We start from the raw sequence: 24,661 nt of genomic DNA, 5'->3' as shown, positions 1-24,661 counted from the left end.
AAGGTGGAAAGCAATATGGATATCAGTATCAAAAATATAATTCTGGGCAGCCCCATTACCCTGGAAGACTTTATCGCGGTTGTCAGATACGGCGCCAGGGTCGAATTCTCCGACGAATACTGCCGCAGGGTTAAAAAGTCCCGCGAACTGGTGGAAAAATGGGTCGCCGAAGAAAAAGTCATGTACGGAGTAACCACCGGTTTCGGCGCCCTCTGTACCAAAGCGATCGGCAAAGATGAAACGGCAAAGCTTCAGGAAAACATCATTCTCTCCCACTCTGTTTCCGTAGGCGAGCCGCTGTCCATCGAGAGGGTAAGGGGAACCATGCTTATGGTTCTCCAGAACCTAGGACAGGGATACTCGGGAGTGCGCCTTACTCTTCTGGAATACTACAGAGACTTTTTAAACAAAGGCGTTACCCCATGGGCTCCCGGCAGCGGCAGCGTCGGCTATCTGGCCCCGGAGGCCCACATGGCCCTCGTGCTGCTGGGCAAAGGCAAGGCCTGGTATGAAGGTGAACTGCTCTCCGGCAGCGAAGCGCTCCGCAGAGCCGGTATGGAGCCTCTGGAACTCAGTTCCAAGGAGGGGCTTGCCCTGGTATCCGGAACCACTTCTCCCACCGCAATGGCGGCGCTGGCTGTTTATGACCTTTTAAACGCCGCAAAATCCGCCGATATAGTAGGCTCCGCAACACTGGAGGCCTGCAAGGGCGTTATGAATGCATTTGACGAGCGTGTCATGTCTGTCCGTCCGCACAGCGAGCAGGGAAAAACGGCGGAAAATGTAAGAAAAATTTTAAACGGCTCCGGCATTATTGAAAAATACAAGGGAAGCCGTGTCCAGGACGCTCTTTCCCTCCGCTGCATCCCGCAGCTTCACGGCGCCGCGAAAAAAACGCTTAAGGATGCCAGGGAAGCAATTGAACTTGAGATGAACTCCTGCTGTGATAACCCCATCATCTGGCCGGGCGAGGGAAACCAGGACGTAATCTCCGCCTGCAACCCGGATTCCTCCTATGTAGGCATGGAAATGGACAGCGCCTGCATCGCCGCCGTAGGCATGGCAAAGATGTCCGAGCGCAGAAACAACCGCCTGATTGACGAGAGCCTGTCGGGAAACCCCTGGTTCTGCATCAAGACCCCCGGACTGAATTCGGGACTGATGATCCCTCAGTACACCCAGGCCGGTCTGTTAAACGAGATGCGCGGCCTTGCCACCCCGGCTACCATTGATAACACCCCTACCTGCGGCAACCAGGAGGACTATGTAGCAATGGGCTACAACGCCTGTAAAAAGGCGGGAGCCGCGGCCGAAAAGTTGGAATACATCCTGGCTATCGAGCTGCTTTCCGCTTACCAGACACAGCAGTTTCTGGATACCGGCGTGAACCGGGCTCCCGCCACAGACGCAGTTATGAAAGAGATTGGCAGGCACGTTCCTGTCATGGAACAGGATATGTTCCTCCATCCCTATATTGAGTATCTCAGGGAGTTAATCCACTCGGGAGAGCTGGTCCGCATCGTGGAGTCGGTTACCGGGGAATTGAATTAATAACAATATAAAAGGAGAAAAAGCAGATGAAAAGCGCAGAAAAAAGACAGGTGGAAATAGATCTCACAAAAATCTTTCTCACACCTCCTAATACAAGAAAAGAAAAAATCACATTGTTAGCCATGCTGGTGGTCACCTTCGTCATTTTCTTCGGCCCCATCTGCTTTTCGGCCATACCGCCTGTGAAAGCAATATTCCTGGCCTGCATGCCATCCCTCTCCATCTCATGGGGATGGATGGTGCTGCTGCGCTCTCTCTTCAGGAAAGATGACTTTTCCAGAATGTAATCCGTTAAAAACCGGGCATGGAAACGGGGCTTATGCCTTGAAAAAAGATGCTGCATTAGATAATCTCTCTTTTAGTCTGACAGGTTCTGTAACAACCTGGATGCTGAGAGCGGGTGTATCCGGTGCAGCATCTTTTTATATTTCAATTTCAGCAATTTTACTAAATAATATCAATTCTTACCACATTACAAACGAATCAGTCTTTTTTCTCCTTCTCTGTCCAATTCTTAAATGATAAAATAGTACTATACAATTCTTATGGAGGAAAGAGAGATGAAAAAGCTAAAGCTAAATGGGATTTTGTTCTTGCTTCTGCTCCTGACTGCATTTCTGCCCGGATGCGGCAATGCAGGGCAGGGTAGAACTGCACGCGTCGGGGTTCGTGATTCTGTCCCCGGGTTCGGTTACAAGAATCCCATATCGGGAACGTACTCCGGTATGGAGGTTGAACTGGCAAAAATGCTTGCCGAGGCTATGGGGTACAGCGAAGTGGAATTCACAGGCGTTACGGCAGAAAGCCGCGAGCAGGTCCTTACAGACAATGCGGTGGATTTTGTAGTTGCAACCTTTACAATCACTGAGGAGCGTCGGCAGGAATTCGATTTCTCAGCTCCATACTATACGAATTATGTACGTATTATGGTCGAAGATTCTTCCCTCTTCCAGAGTCTTTCCGACCTCAAAGGTAAATGTATTGGTATAACCGCCGGTTCTACATCGGCTTTATACCTGGCGGAGGAAATGGTATCATTGGGACTTATTCCCGAGTTTGACACAGGCAGCTTCGATTCTTCGGTATTTAGCGGAGGTATCTCATTCCGGCAATTTGAAACCTATCCGGATTTAATTGCCGCACTGGAAGAAGGAAATATCGATGCGGCATGCAGCGATGGAAGTATTCTGGCCGGATATATGAATGAGGAACGCAGCTTTCTGCCGGAAACATTCTCCAGACAGGAACTGGGCGTGTGCACGCCGAAAGGCTCACCCCTGAGCCCTAAAATACAAACACAGATTGACCAGTGGCAGACCGACGGCCGGCTTGACAGTCTAATGAAAAAATGGGATTTAAATGAATAAGGAGAATACACACATGTCAAATCAGCTTAAAAAGAAATTAATCGTAATGCTTCTGGTGGAAATGATTTTTATTTTACTGCTGGGCGGTTTTCTCTTATCCATGCAGACTTCCCTTTCAACAGAAAACCAGAAAATATCAAACGTGGAAATACTGAACCAAATCACCGTTCTTTTGGAAAATCGGGACAAGGAGACACAGCAGACCATCAGCAGCTACGACGAGGTTTATTCGTCCAAAGCCAGGAGCGTCGCTTTTATGGCCCGTAATCAGGATGATTTCAACTATACAGACTCAAGAATGCGTGAGCTCAGTAAACTTATGCAGGTGGACGATATTCTAATACTGGATACAGAGGGAAATACTCTGGCAGCCGCCGCAGGACGCAATACGGATTATACGGCCAGCCGATACAACCAGTTAAGAACCGTATTTGAAACTTCTGAGCCTTCCCAGGCATTTAATGTAATAAAAAATGATGTCCGGCTCCGTTTTTATGGCGCAAAAATTGATGAAAAAACTATGGCCGCTGTAGTTATAAATCCCCAGGAGCTTTACAATACTCTGGAAAATACTACTTCTATTTCAAGTGTGTTCAGCGGCATCAGTGTAGGTCTTACCGGATATGCTTTTGCAATATCCCACCAGGACTATTCTTTTCTGTATTATCCTGATAAAAACCTGATCGGCATGGATGCCGTTAACGCAGGATTTGACACCTCACTTCTAAAAGATGGATATTCCGGATGGGTAACAATTAACGGCCAGGAGCTTTACTGTACCTCCCGGCTCATCGGCAATATCTACGCCGTTTGCGCAATACCGGGGGAAGAAATTAACGCATCACGTTCCGCAACCGTATTGGTAACACTTTTAACCTTTTTTGTCGTTGTGACATTGGTTATTACATATGCGATCTTTCTAAACGAGGAAGAGAGCAAAGCGACCCAAAAAGATTCCTCACATTATAAAAAGGCCGGACCATTCTATTTTAATACCGCGGTTGCCGGAAAATTGTTTTCCGTTGGATTTATGGGCGTCATCGCCATTCTTATTGTTTCCATCTTTATGCAGACTCTGTTCTCCCTGTCCAGGCAGACAATGAGTAACCGCCATCCACTGATGACTATCCAGGAAACGAACGGGAAAAATAAAATAGAAATGGGCACCTTGACCGAGCAGTATAACGAACGCTATCTGAATAAGTGCCAGGTTCTGGCCGACATACTGAAACGCAGCCCTGAACGAATGAATAAGCGGGATCTGGCGGAGCTCAGCGATATCCTGGACGTAATTAACATCTGGGTTTATGACAAAAACGGCAGTACCATTGCAACAGACTCCCCATTCTGGGATTTTGAAATCAGCAGGGATCCGGAAGAACAGTCTTACGAATTCAGAAATCTGATTAAAGGCTACTCCGACTATCTGATACAGGAGGCCCGCCCCGATGAAGTCACAGGGGAAATGCGTCAGTATATCGGAGTCTCCATGCGGGAAACCGATGAGCGCGAGGCCGGTTTTGTTCAGATCTGCGTCGCCCCGGATAAACTTGAAACTCTGCTTGACAATACAACCGTTGAATCTGTATTGTCCGGGATAAAGGTAGGAACTCATGGATTTGCTTTTGCCATAGATAAGCAGGAGCATACTTTTTCCTATTTTCCTGACACTAAATTAATTGGCAAAAGCGTTTACGACTATGGTATTACCGACTTTGTCCTCCATGACGAATTCTCCGATTTTGTTAATATCCAGTCAGAAAAGTATTATTGCTCCTCTATGGAAATCGGGGATAATCTGGTTTATGTAGCCGTTCCCTCATCAGAAATGAACCGTTTCTGCATTCCGGTAGCGCTCACCACTGCCGCCGCCAGTCTCCTGTGCCTTCTGATAATTGGATTAATTTTAACTCTCAGCAGACGCGTTCCCGGCTTTGAGACACCTGAAGAAAAAAGAGAGAACGGTCCTATGATCGATGTTGTGATGCCCGACGGCCGTGTAAAGAAAACAATGGCTGCTACGGTGCGGTGGAGTAATATCCCGGGCATCGGCTGGCAGGAAAAAACACCCGAGCAGAAGCTGCTCTCCGTAATGAATTTCTTACTGAGCGCCGTTGCATTCCTGCTGCTCATTGTAATCATGTTTAAAGATTATTTCCTGGCTAATGATTCCGTCATGCAATACGTACTGAGCGGAAAGTGGGAACGTTCACTCAATATTTTTGCAATCACAAATGCCATCATACTGTTTGTACTGGCAAATGTAATCGCCGCTATCGTGCGCAGGCTTTTAATGGCCTTTGCCCGCATTTTCGGAGCCCGCGGCGAAACAGTATGCCGCCTTCTGGACAATGTAATCAAATATATGACGATACTCTGTATCCTGTATTACTGTCTGGGCATGTTCGGCGTCGACACAAAGACACTCCTGGCCTCGGCCGGTATCCTGTCCGTCATCATCGGCCTGGGTTCACAGTCTTTAATCAGCGATATACTGGCCGGCCTGTTCATTGTATTTGAGGGTGAATTCCGTGTCGGAGACATTGTCACCATCGGCGACTGGAGGGGTACTGTGCTGGAAATAGGAGTGCGTACAACGAAAATTGAGGACGCCAGCAAAAACATAAAAATTGTAAGCAACAGCAGTGTTACCGGGGTAATCAACATGACTAAACAATACTCCTATGCCTCCTGTGACGTGGGAATTGAATACAACGAATCACTGGAACGTGTTGAACATATCCTGCAAAAAGAACTTCCTCTTATGAAGCAGAGAATCCCTTCCATCGTCGACGGGCCGTTTTATAAAGGCGTGGTAGCCCTTGGAGACAGCAGCGTAAACATACGTCTGGTGGCACAATGTGCCGAGACGGACCGGCTTCAGCTTTGTCGGGATATGAACCGGGAAGTGAAACTAATATTTGACAGAAATCATATTAACATCCCATTCCCGCAGATAGTCCTTAATCACCCTGTCCAGGCAGGCGCCGCCACCATGGACGATATCATACAGTCTGCCGTTTTTGTGGAAGAGCAAAAAGGAATGTCCAGGGATTTGGAAGAATTTGAAGAGAACGACAAGTGACAATGTTACTGCCGCTTTGTGGGCAGCAGCAAAGAAAAACCGGTACTGGATACCTCCAGCGCCGGTTTTTTGACTTCCTGTCATATTGAATTAATTTAGATCCGGAAAGACGAACTGCCCTGACAAATCAGGGCAGCAAAAAAGCGGGTGATGGGAATCGAACCCACGTATCTAGCTTGGAAGGCTAGTGTTCTACCATTGAACTACACCCGCATAGTATATAAATAATAATATTGTTAGATTAAAGTGCCCAGAGCCGGAATCGAACCAGCGACACGAGGATTTTCAGTCCTCTGCTCTACCAACTGAGCTATCTGGGCCTCCTGAGAAATTATTGATTCTCTCACCGCACTGGTGTTACCAGCAACGTAAATCATTTTACTAAATTTTCTCCCTGTTGTCAAGGAGTTTTTTCGTTGTTTCACGTGTTTTTAATCATGCCGGGAATCGTTTTCCCGCACTTTCTTATTTTATCCGATACGCACCGTTTTGTGAACCGGGAAGCGGCGGCATATCCTGCCGCCGGTCCCCGGTTTTAGCTTTCAGAAAGAATGTTAGCCAGCTCAGCGAATTGCTCCAGCGTGAGTGCCTCGCCTCTGACTGCGGCCGGTACGCCCAGTTTTCCGATAGACTCTGCTATAATTTCCTTGGGTATCTGTATTTCCGGTGAATTGTTTAAGCCGTTTAAAAGAGTCTTCCGCCTCTGGTTAAAAGAAGCGCGGATCAGTTTGAACATCAGTTCCCTGTCGGCCACGTTCACCGGCGGCGTCCTGTGGCGTGTCAGGCGGATTACGGCTGAACCCACATTGGGGCGTGGAATAAAGCAGTTGGGCGGCACATTAGCCACAATATACGGTTCTGCGTAGTACTGAACCGCCAGGGACAGGGCGCCGTAATCTTTCGTTCCCGGCCCGACCTGCATTCGGTCAGCCACCTCTTTCTGCACCATGACCGTGATATTGTCAATAGGAACACCGCTTTCAAACAGTCCCATAATAATTGGCGTCGTAATATAGTAAGGAAGGTTAGCCACCACCTTAATCGGCTTTCCCCCGTTGTATTCCTCTGCCAGTTTTTTTATGTCAACCTTTAGGATATCCCCATTAATTACTGTAATATTTTCATAATCTTTAAGCGTTTCCTCCAGAATCGGTATCAGGTTGCTGTCTATCTCAACAGCGACTACCTTACCGGCACTGTCGGCCAGGTACTGGGTCATCGTTCCGATTCCGGGTCCTATCTCCAGAACCATATCTTCCTTCGTCACCCCGGCCGCATCTACGATTTTAGAGAGGACGTGAGTGTCGATGAGAAAGTTCTGGCCGAATTTTTTCTGGAAGGCAAAGCCGTACTTTTGTATAATCTCGATTGTGTTTTTGGGATTTCCCAAATCTATGCGCATATCAGTTCCTTTCTGATTTCCCCGGAGCCAGGTGGTAAAGCTGTTTGGCATTCAGGTTGGTTGCCCGGATTACTTCCTCCGTGCTTAATCCCCTTATCTCTGCCATGGCATCCACCACGTACGGCAGATTAAAGGAAGAATTCCGTTTCCCTCTGTTTGGGACCGGCGCCAGATAAGGGCAGTCCGTTTCAAGCACCAGCCTGTCAAGCGGCGCGTATTCCACCACCTCTTTTAACTTCTTTGCGTTGCTGAAGGTCAGAACTCCGCCGATCCCAAGATAGAATCCCAGGTTCAGGAATTCTCTGGCCATCTCTTTGCCATAGGAAAAACAGTGGATCACTCCGCCGATCTCCTCCGCTTTATGTTCCTTCAGAATATCAAGTGTATCTTTGGCCGCATCCCTGCTGTGGATGACAACGGGCCTATTGACCTCCCTCGCCAGCTCCAGCTGGCGGCCGAACCAGTACCTCTGGATCTCATGGGCAGGCTCGTCCCAATAATAGTCAAGCCCAATTTCTCCCACCGCTACTATCTGGGGATCCATGGCCGCTGTCTTAAGCCTGGCAAATTTTTCTTCATCCAGCTCCGCGCTGCTGCTGGGATGGACTCCCGCGGCCCCGTATACCTGGGGATAGCGTTTCGTCAGCTCCAGCGTGTGTTCGGTGCTGGCCATATCATTTCCTATATTTACAATAGCCTCAATTCCATGCTCGGTAAGGCCCTGCAGCAATTCTTCCCTGTCTTCGTCAAATGCCTCATCATCGTAATGGGCATGTGTATCAAAAATCATTTGTTTCCTCCGGTCTTCTTATCCGTTTTGGTATTTATCCGTTACTCACGCACCATTATAGCCAATCTCCCGCGAAAAAACAATGACTATCGAGGTTTTACTTCCGTTTTTACGCCTTTTATCCACGTTTTTCCTCTGATTTACCAAGCAGATACCTTCTCTCCAGCTTGATCGCCGCATAGCCGGTCACCTTTTTCATATAAATACCGTCATACAGTCCGCCGATTACGCCTGCAATGGGAACTCCCTGCAGGAATTTCATATACAGAAGTTCCCCGGAAAGTGCCCGTGAGGCATTAAGGGCGGCCGCATCCACGTCTGCCGGAGCTTTCTCAGGCGGCGCGGCTTCAAATTCTTTCGTTTTCCCCGGCGACGCTGCTCCGTACGCCTGAGTTTTCTCCGGCAGTGCTTCTCTGTGCGGCCTGCGGGCCATCCGATAGAGTTTCCGGTTCATCGCCGCGTCCCGTTCCTTAAAATCTTCCCCGTTGTACAGTGACAGCGTCAGAAGCTCCAGAAGCAGTTCTTGTTCCTCCGGATTTCTGTAATCTACGCCAAAATGCAGAGCCTGCGTATACAGGCCTCGGAGCAGCGCCGCCAGAAAGAGAGGAATGTCCGGAAGACCGATTCCCAGCAGCCCCAGGACCGCCCCCTCCGCACAGGCTCCGGCCACCCCTGCCGCCGCCTGGCGGGCCGCCAGCTTTCTGCCCGCCGCCAGATTTTTCCTGACCGGATAGAGCCTGCCTGCGTACTCCCGCGTCTTGAACTCCGCCTCCAGCTTTTCCTTGGGAAATGTCTTCTCAATCACCCCGGTGCCGTTTTCCAAAATCACGCAGAATGCCTTGTAAAATGCATCTTCCAGCTTTTCCCTCAGCCCGTCCGGCACCGCCTTATGCAGTTTTTTCTCCCAGAAAGGTTCCTTTCTGGTTCCATACTTTTTAAGGGTCTTATTTTCACGTTTCAGAAAGGAATCCCATTCCTTTTCCAGAGGTGTCTTTTTATCCGCCATCCGTTCCATCTCCTTTCACCGCTCACTTCCTGTAAAACAACGAAAAGCACGCTTTGTGAGCTTTTCATTGCCACTCAATAACAAGAATCCCCGCCGGGAACACTGCGTTTCCAGGCGGGGTTCAACCCGAATTTCGTCTTATATGATTTTGTCTTATATGATTTTGTCTTGTCTGATTTCTTCTTATATGAAAGGCAGCGTATTCTGCCGGGCCGCATCGTGAATCTTACGGATTTAGCAGATTTCAGCGCCTGCCGGCATATCCTTCTCCGGCTTCATAAGCGCCAGATTGCCCTCACTGTCTCCTGCACAGAGCAGCATTCCCTCGGACAGCATTCCCGCCAGTTTAGCCGGTTTTAAATTGGTCACAACCATAACCTTTTTGCCAACCATCTCTTCCGGTGTGTAGTTTGCCTTGATTCCGCTCAGGATCTGGCGTACCTTTGTTCCCACTTTTACCTGGGAGCAAAGAAGTTTTTTGGACTTCGGAACTGCCTCGCAGGCAATAATTTCGCCAACCTGGAACTGGAGCTTTGCAAAATCATCGTATGTGATTTCCGGCTTTGCTTCCAGATCAATGACATTCTCATCCTCTTTTTCTTCTTCCGGCTGTTCGGACGCGGCCGCCTCGGCCGCCCTCATTGCTTCGACCTTCTCCATTACCTCTTTCACATCCATACGTGCAAAGAGGATTTCCGGTTTTTCGGTCACTTTCCCGCCTGACGGATAGAGGCCGAATGTGCCCATCTCTTCCAGGGTTCTCTTCTGTGTGTTGATCTGAGCCAGAATCTTCTCAGCCGTCTCAGGCATGAAGGAGTATAACAGGGATGCACCGATTGTGATAGCCTCCGTCAGGTTGTAGAGAACGGTTGAAAGGCGGTCCTTCTTTTCCTCATCCTTTGCCAGTGTCCACGGGGTGGTCTCATCAATATATTTGTTGCTTCTTCTGAATATTCCGAAGATATCCGTAATGGCATCCGCTACGCGCAGCTTATCCATCTTTTCGTCCACCTTCTTCACGGCATCCAGTACGGTGGCCTTCAAATCCGCATCGACTTCCTCGGATACGCTGGTATCCGTAACAACGCCTCCAAAGTATTTATTGCTCATGGAAATAGTCCTGTTTACCAGGTTTCCAAGGATGTTTGCCAGGTCGGAGTTCATACGCTCCACCATCAAATCCCAGGAAATAACTCCGTCATTTTCAAACGGCATCTCGTGAAGTACAAAGTAACGCACCGCGTCCACACCAAAGAAATCCACCAGAGTGTCTGCATAAAGCACATTTCCTTTGGACTTGCTCATCTTGCCGTCGCCCTGTAAAAGCCATGGATGTCCGAATACCTGTTTCGGCAGCGGAAGATCCAGAGCCATCAGGAAGATTGGCCAGTAAATCGTATGGAATCGGATGATGTCTTTACCAATCAGATGGAGATCGGCCGGCCAGAATTTTTCAAATAATTCTCCGTGGTTTCCGTCGCAGTCATAACCTAAGCCGGTGATATAGTTGGTCAGGGCATCCAGCCATACGTAAGTCACATGCTTCGGATCAAAGGATACGGGAATTCCCCACTTAAAGGAAGTCCTGGACACACAGAGGTCCTGGAGTCCCGGGAGCAGGAAGTTATTCATCATCTCATTTTTACGGGATACCGGCTGGATGAATTCCGGATGCTCATTGATATGGTCAATCAGCCTCTGGGCGTACTTGCTCATTTTAAAGAAATATGCCTCTTCCTTCGCGGGAATAACCGGACGGCCGCAGTCGGGACATTTGCCGTCCACTACCTGGGAGGCGGTCCAGAAGGACTCACACGGCGTACAGTAGAGTCCCTCATAGTGGCCTTTATAAATATCGCCCTTGTCATACAGTTTTTTGAAAATCTTCTGTACCTGTTCTTCATGATCCTTATCGGTTGTACGGATAAATTTGTCATAGGAAGTATTCATCAGATCCCAGATCGACTTAATCTGGCCTGCCACCCCGTCAACAAACTCCTGCGGCGTTACGCCGGCCTCTTCGGCCTTCAGCTCGATCTTCTGGCCGTGCTCGTCGGTTCCCGTCTGGAAACGCACATCAAAGCCCTGTTCCCTCTTATATCTGGCAATACTGTCCGCCAGGACAATCTCGTAAGTGTTGCCGATATGCGGCTTGCCTGATGTATAGGCGATTGCGGTAGTTATATAATATGGTTTTTTGCAATTCTGACACATAAATCGTTCCTCCTGTTATGAATAATCGTTTTATAGTTGAAGAAAAAAACAAGGAATCCCGCCCGGGGGCTTTTTATATCATAGGAAAAACTTCCTAAATGATATAAAAAAATCGTCTTTAAAGGTGATTGGATCACCATTAAAGACGAGAGTTATTTTCCCGTGTTACCACTTTAATTCGCATACCGTCTCACAACGGATGCCTCTGCGGCTGAAGAAAAACGTCTCTGTTCCGGCATTTCTGCCGGCCCACTGCGTGTTCACAGCCTGCGGTGTTAACGGACCTGCTCCGTCACTGCTTAAAACAGACAGCCTGAACACCCCGCACACAGTTCGTCGTCATCAACGGACCCGGCGCTTACGTAGGCACTCCATCCATACTTCGGCAGCGCAGCTCTGAGACCATCTTCGGCAGCTCTCCTGACAATCCGTTTCCACCAGCCCGGACTCTCTGTAATCATTCCTTCTGCGTACTCTTCTCTTCACAGCCTTTGTTTTATATTGTTACTTTCTAAAAGATATAGTTTAGTCTAGCGTTTTCAACTCTTTTTGTCAAGAAGGATTCCTCAAAATGCGGCACAAACCGGCAAAAGTCCGGCCATGACATATCCCGCGGGACATTTTCACACGCTTTTAATGGAACTGCCGGGGCCTGGTACCCGCGGCATGAAGCGCTGTTATTACCGTTTTGTTGTATCCTTCCTGCAGTTCAGCCATGAAACCGCGCTGCCCCACAAAAGAGCGGCAATTCCTGTTAAAATACGGCTCAGCCAGTAAAATACCGCACCGGCTATACTGATGAATACAAAATACTTCCAGAAAACAAGATAGTTTTCCAATCTTCCCACCGGCCGTCCGATCAGTGGAAACACAAATTTCCCGACCAGAATATGATGTACAAGATAAATGGCAAAGGTATAGGAAGAGAAAATGGAAATTCCCTTCTTCACGACCGTATTTTTAATAAACTGCCCCACCCATACGAGAAAGAGAAAAAGCGGTATTCCCGTCCACAGGATTTTAAACGGAACCGGCAGTGACGTTTTCACCGTCATAACCGTAAAAACTCCGATAAAAGACGCCAGTCCCCATTTCCAGTCATATTTTTCCCGCTGCTGCCTAGTTCCATACAGATATTTTATAAAATACATGCCAAACAGCACTTCCGGCACCCTGAGCAGGAAGAAAAACTGAATATCCATCTGAAACGGATAAAACAGCGTGAGAGGAATATAAATAAGCGCCGTGCCAACTAAAGTGAGCACCGGCCAGCGGAGCATACACGCCCGGAGCGCCGGAAACATCAGATAAATCAAAAGAATACAGCCGATAAACCACTCGCCTAACAGATAGTAGTTCGGAATCAGGTAATTCAGATACCCATCCATGCCAACAGCCGTAAGAAGCAGCCTGGACAATGGTTTATCAAAGGCAAAGTTATGCTTAATCAGATAATTATATACAAAAAAAGCGGCATAAACGGTCCAGTAAAGCGGATAAATCGCAAGGAAACGTTTTTTAAAATACGTCTTAAGATCCAGCTTTTCCATCGATGAATACATCAGCGACGCCCCCGCCAGAATAAAGAACAGGGAAACGCCGATATGGCCCATACTTCCGTTAGCATAATTAAAAAATAAAAGGATCGGTTTATTAACAATGGGTTCCATGAAGGTCACTGCATTATAATGGAAAACAACAATCGACACGGCAGCCAGGACACGGACAAAATCCAGCGGGAATAGATGTTCTCTTTTCATTTGCATTACGGCTCCTTTTCTTCTTTTCGATTCAAGACACTATATTTTATCACATTATAAAGGGAGTGGCAAATGGATTGAAAAATGAGGACGCCTATGTCGGGATGAAGAACTTTCCGAAGGGGACATTGGAATCCTCCGGTGCTTGCTGAGGTATTTTCGAAGCTGGCACCCGCTGCGCATTCCACAAGCGGGAGCGAGTCCCCGTAGGAATTTTTTCTCCCGGAATCCCTCTCGCGACATACTTCCCCCGGGACTGAAGACTCACCCCTCCCTCCCATAACCCCCCACAGCGATCCCAGCGGCCCCCTTGTTTTCAATTTTCATTGATAAGTTGTAATCTCCCCTAATATAAATTATAATAGTAGGCAATTGGAGGTAAAAAATGAAGGCACGTAAAACCTGTTTATACTATCTGCTGGCCCTGGTGGCCACGATTATGCTCTGCGGCTGCTCCCGTTATAACCCGCCTGTGGAATCATACCAGGCATCGGAGGCGTCGTCACAGCCCGCACAGAGCGGTTCGGAGCAGGACGCAGAGAATCCCGGCAGCGGTAAAGATGCGGCGGCTGTCCAGGCTGAATTTGATACTTTTACGGATCGTATTTTCCGGGAGATTGTCGGTTCCGACCCTCTGAGTCTCCACTTTATGCTCAGGAATCCCGAAAACTACGGCATCGACACACCCGAGATAAAATTCCAGACCATTTCCAAAGAGGAACTGGAAAAAGATACAGCGGATAATGAGAAACTGTTCACGGAGCTTAAGGCGTTTGATCCATCTCTCCTGACGGCTGATCAGCTTTTTACCTATAAAATGTTAAAGGACTCCCTGGAAATCGGGATGGCGTCAAAGGGACTGGAACTCTACGGCCAGCCGCTGAGTCCGCTAATCGGAACCCAGGCCCAGCTTCCTGTACTGCTCGCCGAGTACACATTTTACGACAAGAACGACATTGACCACTATCTGGAACTGCTCTCCCAGATTGATGTTTACTACGGCCAGCTGGCCGCTTACGAGATAGAGCAGGCCGATGCCGGGCTGGCGCCCAGCGACGTTACAATCGACCGCATGCTGCAGTCCTGCAAGGATTATCTGATCCGGCCGGAGAACAGCTTCCTTACGGAGACCTTCAGCAGCCGTCTGGACGAGGTGAATGGGCTGACCGATGAGGAGAAGGCGGAATACAAGAAAAAACATCTTCAGATTTTAAAAGAGCATTTCATCCCCGCCTACACGAATCTGTCCAAATCCCTGGAGGAATTAAAGGGACGCGGAACCAACAATAACGGTCTCTGCCACTATGAGAAGGGCAAAGAATATTATGAATATCTCGTGGCTACCCTCACCGGAACCGACAGCTCCATCCCCGAGCTCAAAGATCGGATTGAAAAGCAGTTCGGGCGTGATATGGCCGAAACCGCAAGGCTTTTGCAGAATAACCCAAAATTGGCAACCGAGATAGAGAGGAGCAGCGTTTCCCTGACCGAACCGGTAGAAATTCTGGATCATCTGCGTGAACAGATTAAAAAGGATTTCCCGGAGCTCACCGATTCCTCCTACCAGGTAAAGCACGTTCCGAAAGCGTTGGAATCCTCGCTGTCACCTGCATTTTTCCTGATTCCTCCCCTTGATTCGGACACTACCAATGTAATCTATATTAATGATAAGTCCAGGGAAGAAGGAGCGGATCTCTATTCTGTCCTTGCCCATGAGGGATATCCCGGCCATCTTTACCAGTCTGTTTATTTTAACCGGAAAAAGAGCTGCCCTCTGCGGCACGTTCTCTCCTGCGGCGGATATGATGAGGGATGGGGATTATACTGTGAACTGTACAGCTATTCATTTGACAATGGCCTCTCCCCCGATATGAAGGAGCTGATGGCCCGCAGCCAGGCATCTATCTACGCGCTGTATGCCCTGCTGGATATCCATATCCATTATGACGGCTGGGATCTGGATAAAATTTCCGGTTTCTTAAGCACATATTACGGGATCAGCGATCCGGAGGTCTGCGAGGAAATGTTTAACTCCATTATTGATAATCCGGGCAACTACCTGAAGTATTACACCGGCTATCTGGAAATCTGCACCCTGAGGGATGCCGCCCAGAAAGCGCTGGGCAGCCGATACTCGGCAAAGGCATTCCATAAGTTTATCCTGGATATGGAGGGCGCCTCTTTCCGGGTGATTAAACCGTACTTTGAGACTTGGCTCCTGACTTATGATGTTAACAGTTGATTTTGCCGGTCTCTGCGCCGGGCGCGGCCGTATAGCGGCAAATTACTTCTTCGGGCGAGTGTGCATACACGATAACGCAGGCCTGCCCCGGAGTGCTTTTATTATCATAGCAGCACTTTCTTAATGTTATAAAAAAAAGTTATGCCAACATTCTTATAATGAATTGGTATCCCTCCGCTTTCCGGCTGTAAAATTAAGTCAGAAAACGGAGGGATTATTTATGGGAAAATCATTGACAAGAAAAATCTTAGAAGCTCATTATGTGGCCGGAATCATGACACCGGGCGAAGAAATCTCTATCAAAGTGGATCAGACCCTGACTCACGATATCAATGCGGTTATGACCTATCTGGCATTTGAGGCAACTGGCCTTGACCGGGTGCGTACGGAGTGCAGTGTCAGCTATCTGGATCATAACCTGCTGTACGTGGACAATAAAACACCAGACGATCACATCTATCTGCAGTCGGCTGCAAAACGGTTTGGCGTCTATGTATCCAGACCCGGCAATGGAATCTGCCATACCGTCCATATGGCCCGTTTCGGCGCTCCCGGCAAAATATCCATGGGAGGCGACAGCCACACCCCGCACGGCGGCGCCGTCGGCATGCTCAGCATCGGTGTTGGCGGAATGGACGTGGCGACAGCCATGACGGGAGTACCCATGCGCCTGATTATGCCTCGGATCATCCGCGTCAATCTGACCGGAAGTCTGAATCCAGGCTGCAATGCCAAGGAAGTCATCCTGGAAATGCTCCGACGGGTAACAATTAAAGGCGGACTTGGAAATGTCTATGAGTACACGGGTCCTGCCGTTGCGGAGATGGAAGTGCCTGCCCGGGCGACAATTGCCAATATGGGGGCCGAAATGGGCGCCACCGCCTCCATTTTCCCTGCCGACGGTCAGGTGAAAAAATTTCTTTCCGCACAGGGCAGGCCGGATGCCTACCTCGAACTTCTTCCTGATGAAGATGCCGAGTACGATGAGACAATCGAGATTAACCTGAGCAGCCTGGAACCGCTCATCGCATGTCCCCACCAGCCAGACAACGTAATACCGCTCCATGAGGCCGAAAAAAAGAGGGTGCAGCAGGTATTTATCGGAAGCTGCACCAACACAAGTTACGCCGATCTCGCGAAGGCCGCTCTCGTATTCAAAGGACGCCATGTCCACGAAGATGTCAGCTGTACCTGTGCCGTCGCCTCCAGGCAGACCTACCGCCAGCTGATGCGTGACGGTTATATCGAAATCCTTCTGGATGCCGGTGTACGGATGCTGGAAATTGCCTGCGGCCCTTGCTGTGCCATCGGCCAGACACCGGCCACCGACGGTGTTGCTGTCCGTACCTCCAACCGGAACTTTAAAGGCAGGGCGGGCAGCCCCTCGGCCCAAATCTATCTGGTCAGTCCGGAGAGCGCCGCGGCCACCGCAATTGCCGGGACTTTCGCCACAGCAGAAGATATTATGGGTGCCGATGTCGCATTACTGGGGGCAATCAGGGAACCTGATTGTTATGACGTGGACGATTCAATGATTCTCGCACCGCTGCCGAGGGAAGAGGCGGCGAAAATCGAAATTTCGCGCGGCCCCAATATTAAATTTCTTCCGGTTCCGGAGCCGCCGGCAACCCGCTTATGCGCCCCCATCAGCCTGAAAACGCGCGATAATGTCTCCACAGACGACATTACGCCGGCCAGCGCGGAATTCAGCAGCATGCGCTCCAATATTCCTTTGATGTCACAATACTGTTATCACCGCTATGATCCGGACTTTGCAGCCAGGGCCAGGGAGATGGGGCAGAGTATTATCATAGGCGGAGAAAATTACGGGCAGGGCTCTTCACGCGAACATGCCGCCATCAATCCAATGTATCTGGGCGTGAAGGCAGTTATCGCAAAGAGTATTGCCAGGATTCACAAAGGGAACCTGGTTAACCACGGAATCATACCGATGCTCTTCGGCGACGCCTCCGTATACGACAGCCTGGAGCAGGGAGATGAACTGGTCATCGAAGATCTGATTGGCCAAATCCCTGCCAAACGGATTCAGGTTAAAGATACGACAAAAGGCATTACGTTCCACACCGTGCTCGATCTCTCAGATAACGAAATCGAGGTCATCCTAAACGGCGGACAGCTGAGAACATTAAAAAAGAAGCTATCACAAAACGGCGCCATCCGATGAGTCCCGCCTCCTCCTTGTTTTTCTTCCTCCCTTTTGCTAAGATAAAGAGAAGAAAGCAGGGAGGAATATTTTTTATGAGAGATACGGACTGGGAAATTCTGAGTGAACTTTACAAGAATCCGAATATGACAAAGGTGGCTAATCTGTTTTATATGACCCAGCCTGCCCTGACAAAACGTTTAAAACAAATGGAAGAAGAATTCCAGGTTGCCATCGTTAACCGCACTCCCCATGGCCTTAAATTTACGCCGGAAGGCGCTTATCTGGCCGGGCAGGCGGGGCTCTATCTTCAGTTTATAAAAGAAACGAGAGACCGTCTGGCACTGTTCAGACAAAATTGTGGTGAAACGATCACGATCGGTTCCTCTTATACTTACAGCAAATACATGTTGTCAGATATCCTTTTCCAATACCGGAATGAGCATCCCGGCATCCGGTTCAATGTACTCACGGATCAGAGCGGCAACCTGTTCCGCAAGGTGCTGGACGGCTCTGTGGATGTTGGTTTTATCCGCGGTGATTATGAGGGAGGCGTCAACCGGATTCTGGTAGGGCACAGTGAAGCCTGTCTCGTAACAAAGGAACCAGTGGATTTCGGCTGTCTCCCAGCCATGCAGCGGATCGATTATAAAACGAATGACAGGACGATGGAACTGCTTTCCGGCTGGTGGCAGGAGCATTATGGGGAACCTCTGTCCCCGGGAATGGAGGTGGGCTATATTGATGTCGCCTGGCAGATGATCCACCGCGGATTCGGTTATACCCTCTGCTTTTTGCCGGAAAATTTTGTAAATGAATATAACCTATGCCTGACCCCTCTCAAGAACGCGAGCGGACTCCCGGTTATACGGAATACCTGGTTCTTTTACCCTAAAAGCAAGAGGCTGTCCGATTCCCTGGAACAGTTTATACGCTATATTGAAAGAGAGCAGGCATTTCCAGACAAGCAACGAAAGGAGATTAACGAATGAAGGATCTGGATTGGCTTGTTCTGAAAAAACTTTATGAGAAAAAAAGCATCAGTAAGGCGGCCGAAGATCTCTACCTTACCCAGTCAGCCCTCACCAAGCGGCTGCGTTCCATCGAGCAGGAGTGGGGCGTGGAGATTGTGAAACGAAGCAGCCAGGGGGTCACGTTTACGGAGGACGGCAGATATCTGGTGAAAAAAGCCGGTATTATGCTGGATTTCTTCGGCGAAATACGGGATCATTTTTCTGAACGCCACGGGACGAAGGAACTTCTCCGGATCGGCGTTCCCAATTCCTTTGCCAGGCTCCATATGCCAAAACTATTAAAAGCTTATGTTGATAAATACAACCAGCTTCAGTTTAAGACAATTCCCAACTCCAGTGATATGCTGATACGCCAAATCACGGACGGGACACTGGATATCGCCATTGTCTGCGGAGATTATCCGTTTCTGGGCGAAAAGACCCGCCTGTTTGAGGAAGAACTGTTTATCATGGCTCCCGCGGGTTTCAACCTGGATGATGTGGAACACCTTCCCATTATCGAATCATTTTTGAATCCCATGGTAAAGCTTCTCCTGATTCAGTGGTGGAAAGATCACTTCGGTGAGGTCATACATACGGCCCACTACGTCCCCTATCCTGATATTGCGATCGAGATGGTAGAAAACGGGCTGGGAATCTGTTTTCTCTTCGGTTCCGGATGGAATATTGACAGGGAACGCTTCCAGCTAATCCCGATCTATAATAAAGAGGGGACACCTGTATCCAGAAATGTCTGGATGATGTTGTCGGATTCCTGCTGCAAGAGCCAGGACATCATGGATTTTGTCACATTTACCGAAAATTACTATCAAGCGAATTAGGAGCCATTCCGTTTCGGAATGGCTCTTTCAGTCCCAGACTGAATTTCCGTCCCCCCTGCATAACTGTTATAATTTTATCAAAAGGAAGAGCCGGTACAGCACCGGCAGAATCATATTGAGGAGGAATCAGGATGGGTTATGCTTATGTGGGATGCCGCACAACGAGAGAACGGAACGCCAGGGGAAAGGGGCTTAAAGTCTATGAAATTTCTGGAACGACAGGAGACTTTAAAGAGATTCAGTGTCTGGAAACGCTTCCAAATCCCTCTTATCAGACAATGGATTTAGAAGAACGTTTTCTTTATTCAGTCCACGGGGACATATCTTGTGTCTCCAGCTTCAGAATCAATGGCAACGGGACCCTGTGCCCTCTGAATACCATTGACATCGGAGGCAGAAATCCGGTTTATATTACTCCGGACCGTACAAACCGTTATCTTATTGTCGCTGCTCTTCAGGGAGGCGCCGTTTATGTTATCAGGAAAGAGAAGGACGGCTCTCTGGGTGAAATTGTACATACGGTCCATATGGAAGGCAAGGAGGAGGGAACCGTCTCTTTTGCCCACCAGTGCATCTGGGATCAGAAAAAACAGTTTTTATTTGTCGTATGCCAGGCCAGGCTTCAGGGTTACGGTCAGATTATAGTATACCGTTTTCGTCCGGAAGACGGAACGCTTACAGAAACAGACCGTTACCACAGCCGGGAATATGATGAACCGAGGCATCTATCCATTCACCCCGGTAATCGCTTTGTCTACTTAATCAATGAAAAGGGAAACACCATGACCTTTCTTGAATTTGATGATGAAAAGGGAAAGCTCACGGCCCGTCAAATTCTTCCGACGCTGCCCGATGTCTACACGGGACAGGGACAGGCCAGCGCCTCTGTTATGAGTAAGAATGGAAAAATTCTCATTGGTTCCAACCGGATCCATGAATCCGTCGTTCTTTACCACATCGACCAGCACACCGGCTACATGAAGGAAATCGGTTATTATCCCACGCTTGGGATGACGCCCCGCTTTATTTCATTTAACCGGGACTACAGCCTGTTTTATGTGGCTAATGAAGACAGCGACACGATAGTTGAAATGAAGCTGGATGAAGAAAACGGCAGAATGGATTATACAGGCAGAGTTCTGCATACGGAAAGTCCAGTCTGCATTACGTTTAAATAGAGGGAGGAACAAAATGAACTTAGGTCTTATATCGCTGATAGGTCTTCTGGCCGCTATCACAGTCGGTTTTATCAGAAAATGTAACGTGGGAATTTTATGCATGGGAATAGCCGCAGTTCTCGGCGTGGTTTACGGTATCAAGGCGGCTGATATTATAAAGGGCTTCAGTTCTTCCCTCTGTATCCAGATGGTTGGCATAACCTATCTGTTTGCGATTATTAACGGAAATGGAACTCTGGAGCTGCTGGCAAGAAAAATGGTATCCCTTGTTGGAAATAAAAAAATGCTGATTCCCTTTGTTATTTACATTCTTGGCTTTATCATTTGTGCCGTAGGCCCCGGAGCTATCCCAAGCCTGGCCATCATTCCGGTAATCGCCATTCCGGTAGCCCTGTCGGCTGGAATCAATCCGATTATGACAGCGATCATTGGAGACCTGGGTGTGATGTCCGGCCGTATGAGCCCGCTGACGCCGGAGAGCGCTGTCGTGCGCGAGTTGATGGAAAAGCAGGGGCTGGCCGGTAATACTGTGCCCATCATGTTCTGCCTGACGGTCACTGCCCTGGTCGTAGTTGCGGTAGTATATATCTATTATAAGGGTTGGATAGTGGAAGAATCCGCATCCGCCATAGAAGTAAAACTTCCAGGATTCTCGGGAAAACAGCTCCTCTCTCTGGCGGGTCTCGCCGTGTTGGCCGTGGGTGTCCTGTTTTTCTCCTGGAATGTGGGACTTATGGGATTCTTAATGGGAACTCTTCTGATTATACTGGACTGCGGGGATGAAAAGAAAGCCATACAGTCAATTCCCTGGAGTGTCATTCTGATGGTTCTGGGCGTCGGCATTCTGATGAATGTGATTTCCCTGTCTGGAGGGATTGATATCATGGTATCTGCTTTGGAATCAATTATGGGGCCAAAATCAGCTGCTATGGTTATGGCGGTGGCTGCCGGCCTGATGTCCTTTTTCAGTTCCGGTCTTGGAGTTGTATTCCCAACCCTGATTCCCGCTGCCGGTGAACTCGCGGCCGGCCTGGGAACCAGTGCGCTGGAACTGGTTGCCGTCATTGTAATTGGAGGAACCGTTTCCGGATTTACACCGATTTCCACCACGGGCGCTCTCATAATGGCCGGTGTGGCCCAGCAGCGGGATTCAGAGGAGCGGTTTCCTCAAAACAGGCTGTTTATTGAGCTTTTTGCCGTTTCTTTCCTGGCGCTGACAGTCCTGGCCGTATTTGCAATACTCGGTTTTTACCATGTGTTTGTATAGAATAAACATTAACCAACCCGGAAAACTCCGGAAAGAGGGAGGAAATTAGAATGACCGTTGAGGAAAAACTTATATGGACAGAAAAATACAGAACACTTGCAACAGGCGCCATATCGGATGCCATGGACAGCCTGGGGCTGAAGCGGGGTGCGGTACAGGGGCTCCGGCCCCTGGAATCTCATCAGCCGCGGACTGCGGGGTTCGCAAGAACGATCCGGCAGCAGCGCCGGCAGACGCCATGGGACGGCCAAAACCTGGCAAAACAAGGAAATATCATTGATACCCGCACGGAACCGGGTGATCTGTTAGTCATTGATATGGATGGCATCACAGACGTCGCAACCGGCGGCGATCTGCTGTCGCTCCGGGCAAAATTGCGAGGCGTCACAGGAGAACTGACAAATGGCTGCCTTCGTGATGCAGACGAGATTGCAGCCATGCAGTTTCCGGTCTATTGCGCCGGTACAGTGCCGGTCAAAAGCGCTTTCGACATCGAAACAACAGCTTGGGACGTTCCGGTCGTGATTGGCGGGGTACAAATTATTCCAGGTGATCTGGTGGTTATGGATCGGACGGGGGTAATGGTGGTTCCTGCCGCGAAAATTGCTGAAGTTTATGACATCGCATCCCATATTACAGCCAGGGAAGACCTGGTTGCGGAATTATTAAGGGAAGGGAAATCGCTTGCCCAAGCAAGGCAACAGGCTTCTGAGTAAGAAGAAATGGGACCGTTCTAAAAAACAGGGTTTCGCCGAATTCTGATTCAGCGAAACCCTGTTTTTGCGGCTTCTGACTTATTTTTTACTGTTCTTTGTTATTAATTCATCTTCTTATATTCTTTGACAAACTTATAATTTCCGCTGCCGATTTTCTCTCCATTTACACTCAGAGCCAATTCCTCTGCCTCGTAGTTCTGGATGAAGGTATTGACAACAGCCGTTACCGTCTTATCATCCTTAGCGCCTGCCAGGGCTGATAAATCAAGTGTAATCACGCCGTCCTTATTGTCAAAGCTCTTTACTTTGATTCCTTCTTCGATTACTCCCAGTTCCGCCATCTTATCAACCAGCAGCTGAGCATCCAGTTCTTCACCGTCAATCGCATCGATATTCTGTTTCAGGCCTGTCTTATCATCATTTAAAGAATATACGCAGACTGTTACGGTTGGATCTGCATCTACCACCATCTCCTGCTTCTCAAGGGCTCCGTCAACCGTGGATTCCTGTGTGGCTCCTGCGGGAGGGTTCTGTCTCTTCTCGCTGCTCTGCTTGGTCGGGGTACATGCAACAAGGGCTGCTGCCATAATCACTCCGGTTAATACTACCATAAATCTTTTCATATTTGCGTGATGCCTCCTCATATTCTACTCTTTCCAGCGGTCAAACCATTTCTTCAGCTTGGACAATGCCTTTATTAAAGTTTCCAGCTCTTCTTTGGTAAGCTCACTGGTAACGCTGTCTATCATTTCCTTATGGAACTGGGCGTGGTGCTCGTAAGCTCCCCTGCCTTTTTCTGAAAGGGATATATACACGACTCTCCTGTCTTCCTGGCCGCGTGTTCTCTCCACATAGCCTTTCTTCACAAGACTGTTCATGGCAATCGTAAGGGTTCCCACCGTAACTGACAGCTCTCTGGCGATAGAGGACATGTTTTTTGGAGCCTCAATCCCGATCGCTTCGATCACATGCATATCGTTATTGGTGATATCCTTATATTCCGGTGTGATTATGGCCTTTTGTTCTATATCCATAATATCACGGAACAACTTTACCAGTACTTCATTGAGCGTCTCGTAATGATCCACGGCAATCCCTTTCATTTCATAGTTTTCGCGTACTCATCCGCGTACTAACTGATTATACAATATTCTCCCTGTCAAGACAACCGTCAAAATTCTTACAAAAAATGGCATTTTTCCAGTATTTTCATATGTTTTTATCCGATCGAAGCCAGGAAAATACTGGCTGCGATGCCCGCCGCCGTGGCCAGCATTGCCCCGGCAAATGTCCATCTTGTCTTCGTTACCTTCGCCGTCATGAAGTAAACGCTCATTGTATAAAAGACGGTTTCCGTGCAGCTTTCCAGGATGGAAACCATCATTCCGACAAAGGAATCCGGACCCGAGGTCTTAAAAATATCCAGCAGCAGCCCCGTGGCCGCCGAACTGGAAACGAGCCTGACCAGAATGACCGGAACGATCTGGGAAGGAATATGTAAAAGTCCCGCCGGTTTTTCCAGAACGCCGGACAAAAAATCAAGAAAGCCGGAGGCCCTGAGCACTCCCACGGCCGTCATCAGTCCTATCAGGGTGGGGAGAATGTCTGCGACTGTTTTCATTCCCTGTTTTGCACCTTCTATAAAATCATCAAAAACCGGACGTTTTGAGAGAAAGGCAAAACCGGCAATATAAAAAATGATGATCGGAACCAGATATTCCGATAGATAAAGAATAAATTTCATTGGACGCTCCTGACGAAGCCGTTATCATTACTATTTTATTCGTATACCACTCCTTCCATTCTGATTACCCGTCATTTATCGGAATAATTATATATGGTATTTGTGACCATACTGTGAAATAAGGCCCCTGCTGCTTGAACATACTGAAAACCCGATAAAATAGATCTTTGGTCCGGCCGGCATATAAAATTGTTAATCTACGCCTGAGCCGGGGGGCTGGCAGAACGCGATTTTTATGATATGATAACAACAGTATAAAAAACCTGAGACAATTTGTGCTGAAAGTAATCGAGACTCGAAACGATTACAGGTAAAATTAC

The 24,661-nt window shown here is 48.6% G+C and carries 20 protein-coding genes and 2 tRNA genes; 11 read left to right on the top strand and 11 right to left on the bottom strand.

The window, feature by feature from the left end; all coding sequences use genetic code 11:
* Positions 1-15: 15 nt before the first annotated feature.
* The 4 genes from EJL91_RS09805 to EJL91_RS09790 all read left to right on the top strand — a co-directional run bounded on the left by EJL91_RS09805 (position 16) and on the right by EJL91_RS09790 (position 6,003).
* Positions 16-1,551, top strand: coding sequence for an HAL/PAL/TAL family ammonia-lyase (locus EJL91_RS09805; protein WP_341466981.1), 1,536 nt, complete (start codon positions 16-18; stop codon positions 1,549-1,551).
* Between the two features lie 26 nt (positions 1,552-1,577).
* Complete coding sequence (locus tag EJL91_RS09800) at positions 1,578-1,838, top strand: hypothetical protein (RefSeq protein ID WP_125141749.1); 261 nt, start codon at positions 1,578-1,580, stop codon at positions 1,836-1,838.
* 273 nt (positions 1,839-2,111) lie between these two features.
* The gene (locus EJL91_RS09795) at positions 2,112-2,918 is read left to right on the top strand and encodes a transporter substrate-binding domain-containing protein (RefSeq protein WP_164516800.1); all 807 of its coding nucleotides are present in this window, start codon (positions 2,112-2,114) and stop codon (positions 2,916-2,918) included.
* A 13-nt stretch (positions 2,919-2,931) separates the two neighbouring features.
* On the top strand, positions 2,932-6,003 hold the full coding sequence (locus EJL91_RS09790) for a mechanosensitive ion channel domain-containing protein (RefSeq protein ID WP_164516799.1): 3,072 nt from the start codon (positions 2,932-2,934) through the stop codon (positions 6,001-6,003).
* Between the two features lie 142 nt (positions 6,004-6,145).
* Here EJL91_RS09790 and EJL91_RS09785 read toward each other — a convergent pair.
* The 8 genes from EJL91_RS09785 to EJL91_RS09755 all read right to left on the bottom strand — a co-directional run bounded on the left by EJL91_RS09785 (position 6,146) and on the right by EJL91_RS09755 (position 13,175).
* Positions 6,146-6,216 (bottom strand) — tRNA-Gly (locus EJL91_RS09785).
* Between the two features lie 34 nt (positions 6,217-6,250).
* Positions 6,251-6,323: transfer RNA gene (locus EJL91_RS09780), tRNA-Phe, on the bottom strand.
* A gap of 215 nt (positions 6,324-6,538) precedes the next feature.
* Positions 6,539-7,405, bottom strand: coding sequence for a 16S rRNA (adenine(1518)-N(6)/adenine(1519)-N(6))-dimethyltransferase RsmA (gene rsmA, locus EJL91_RS09775; RefSeq protein ID WP_125141746.1), 867 nt, complete (start codon positions 7,403-7,405; stop codon positions 6,539-6,541).
* Between the two features lies 1 nt (position 7,406).
* The gene (locus EJL91_RS09770) at positions 7,407-8,195 is read right to left on the bottom strand and encodes a TatD family hydrolase (protein WP_125141745.1); all 789 of its coding nucleotides are present in this window, start codon (positions 8,193-8,195) and stop codon (positions 7,407-7,409) included.
* 118 nt (positions 8,196-8,313) lie between these two features.
* Positions 8,314-9,201 (bottom strand): EcsC family protein, encoded by an 888-nt coding sequence (locus EJL91_RS09765; RefSeq protein ID WP_125141744.1) that lies wholly within the window; start codon positions 9,199-9,201, stop codon positions 8,314-8,316.
* A gap of 234 nt (positions 9,202-9,435) precedes the next feature.
* Positions 9,436-11,415, bottom strand: coding sequence for a methionine--tRNA ligase (gene metG, locus EJL91_RS09760; protein WP_125141743.1), 1,980 nt, complete (start codon positions 11,413-11,415; stop codon positions 9,436-9,438).
* Positions 11,416-11,714: 299 nt separating this feature from the next.
* The gene (locus EJL91_RS24555) at positions 11,715-11,876 is read right to left on the bottom strand and encodes a hypothetical protein (protein ID WP_164516798.1); all 162 of its coding nucleotides are present in this window, start codon (positions 11,874-11,876) and stop codon (positions 11,715-11,717) included.
* A gap of 219 nt (positions 11,877-12,095) precedes the next feature.
* Positions 12,096-13,175, bottom strand: a complete 1,080-nt coding sequence (locus EJL91_RS09755) for an acyltransferase family protein (protein ID WP_125141742.1) — start codon at positions 13,173-13,175, stop codon at positions 12,096-12,098.
* A 385-nt stretch (positions 13,176-13,560) separates the two neighbouring features.
* On the opposite strand from EJL91_RS09755, the gene EJL91_RS09750 reads away from it, so the two are divergent.
* The 7 genes from EJL91_RS09750 to EJL91_RS09720 all read left to right on the top strand — a co-directional run bounded on the left by EJL91_RS09750 (position 13,561) and on the right by EJL91_RS09720 (position 22,597).
* The gene (locus EJL91_RS09750; RefSeq protein WP_125141741.1) at positions 13,561-15,417 is read left to right on the top strand and encodes a DUF885 domain-containing protein; all 1,857 of its coding nucleotides are present in this window, start codon (positions 13,561-13,563) and stop codon (positions 15,415-15,417) included.
* Positions 15,418-15,637: 220 nt separating this feature from the next.
* Complete coding sequence (locus tag EJL91_RS09745) at positions 15,638-17,602, top strand: aconitate hydratase (protein ID WP_125141740.1); 1,965 nt, start codon at positions 15,638-15,640, stop codon at positions 17,600-17,602.
* 74 nt (positions 17,603-17,676) lie between these two features.
* Positions 17,677-18,573 (top strand): LysR family transcriptional regulator, encoded by an 897-nt coding sequence (locus EJL91_RS09740; protein ID WP_164516797.1) that lies wholly within the window; start codon positions 17,677-17,679, stop codon positions 18,571-18,573.
* Positions 18,570-19,436, top strand: coding sequence for a LysR family transcriptional regulator (locus tag EJL91_RS09735; RefSeq protein ID WP_125141738.1), 867 nt, complete (start codon positions 18,570-18,572; stop codon positions 19,434-19,436). Before EJL91_RS09740 ends, EJL91_RS09735 begins: the two co-directional genes overlap by 4 nt.
* 131 nt (positions 19,437-19,567) lie before the next feature.
* On the top strand, positions 19,568-20,614 hold the full coding sequence (locus EJL91_RS09730) for a lactonase family protein (protein WP_125141737.1): 1,047 nt from the start codon (positions 19,568-19,570) through the stop codon (positions 20,612-20,614).
* A 13-nt stretch (positions 20,615-20,627) separates the two neighbouring features.
* Positions 20,628-21,881: an SLC13 family permease gene (locus tag EJL91_RS09725; RefSeq protein ID WP_125141736.1), complete on the top strand. Its 1,254-nt coding sequence runs from the start codon at positions 20,628-20,630 to the stop codon at positions 21,879-21,881.
* Positions 21,882-21,931: 50 nt separating this feature from the next.
* Positions 21,932-22,597, top strand: a complete 666-nt coding sequence (locus EJL91_RS09720) for an RraA family protein (protein ID WP_125141735.1) — start codon at positions 21,932-21,934, stop codon at positions 22,595-22,597.
* A 101-nt stretch (positions 22,598-22,698) separates the two neighbouring features.
* Here the strand turns inward: EJL91_RS09720 and EJL91_RS09715 are convergent, their stop codons facing one another.
* From EJL91_RS09715 to EJL91_RS09705, 3 genes are all read right to left on the bottom strand, one after another.
* Complete coding sequence (locus EJL91_RS09715) at positions 22,699-23,220, bottom strand: GerMN domain-containing protein (protein WP_125141734.1); 522 nt, start codon at positions 23,218-23,220, stop codon at positions 22,699-22,701.
* 24 nt (positions 23,221-23,244) lie between these two features.
* Positions 23,245-23,700 carry a MarR family winged helix-turn-helix transcriptional regulator gene (locus EJL91_RS09710; RefSeq protein WP_125141733.1) on the bottom strand — a complete coding sequence of 152 codons (456 nt, stop codon included), beginning with the start codon at positions 23,698-23,700 and terminating at the stop codon, positions 23,245-23,247.
* Between the two features lie 116 nt (positions 23,701-23,816).
* On the bottom strand, positions 23,817-24,341 hold the full coding sequence (locus tag EJL91_RS09705; protein WP_125141732.1) for a spore maturation protein: 525 nt from the start codon (positions 24,339-24,341) through the stop codon (positions 23,817-23,819).
* Positions 24,342-24,661: the final 320 nt, after the last annotated feature.

Origin of the sequence: Clostridium transplantifaecale, from assembly GCF_900626075.1 — a bacterium.
GTDB classification, from domain to species: domain Bacteria; phylum Bacillota; class Clostridia; order Lachnospirales; family Lachnospiraceae; genus Otoolea; species Otoolea transplantifaecalis.
Note: the sequence above shows the minus strand (reverse complement) of the source record. Positions and strands in the feature narration are given on the sequence as shown.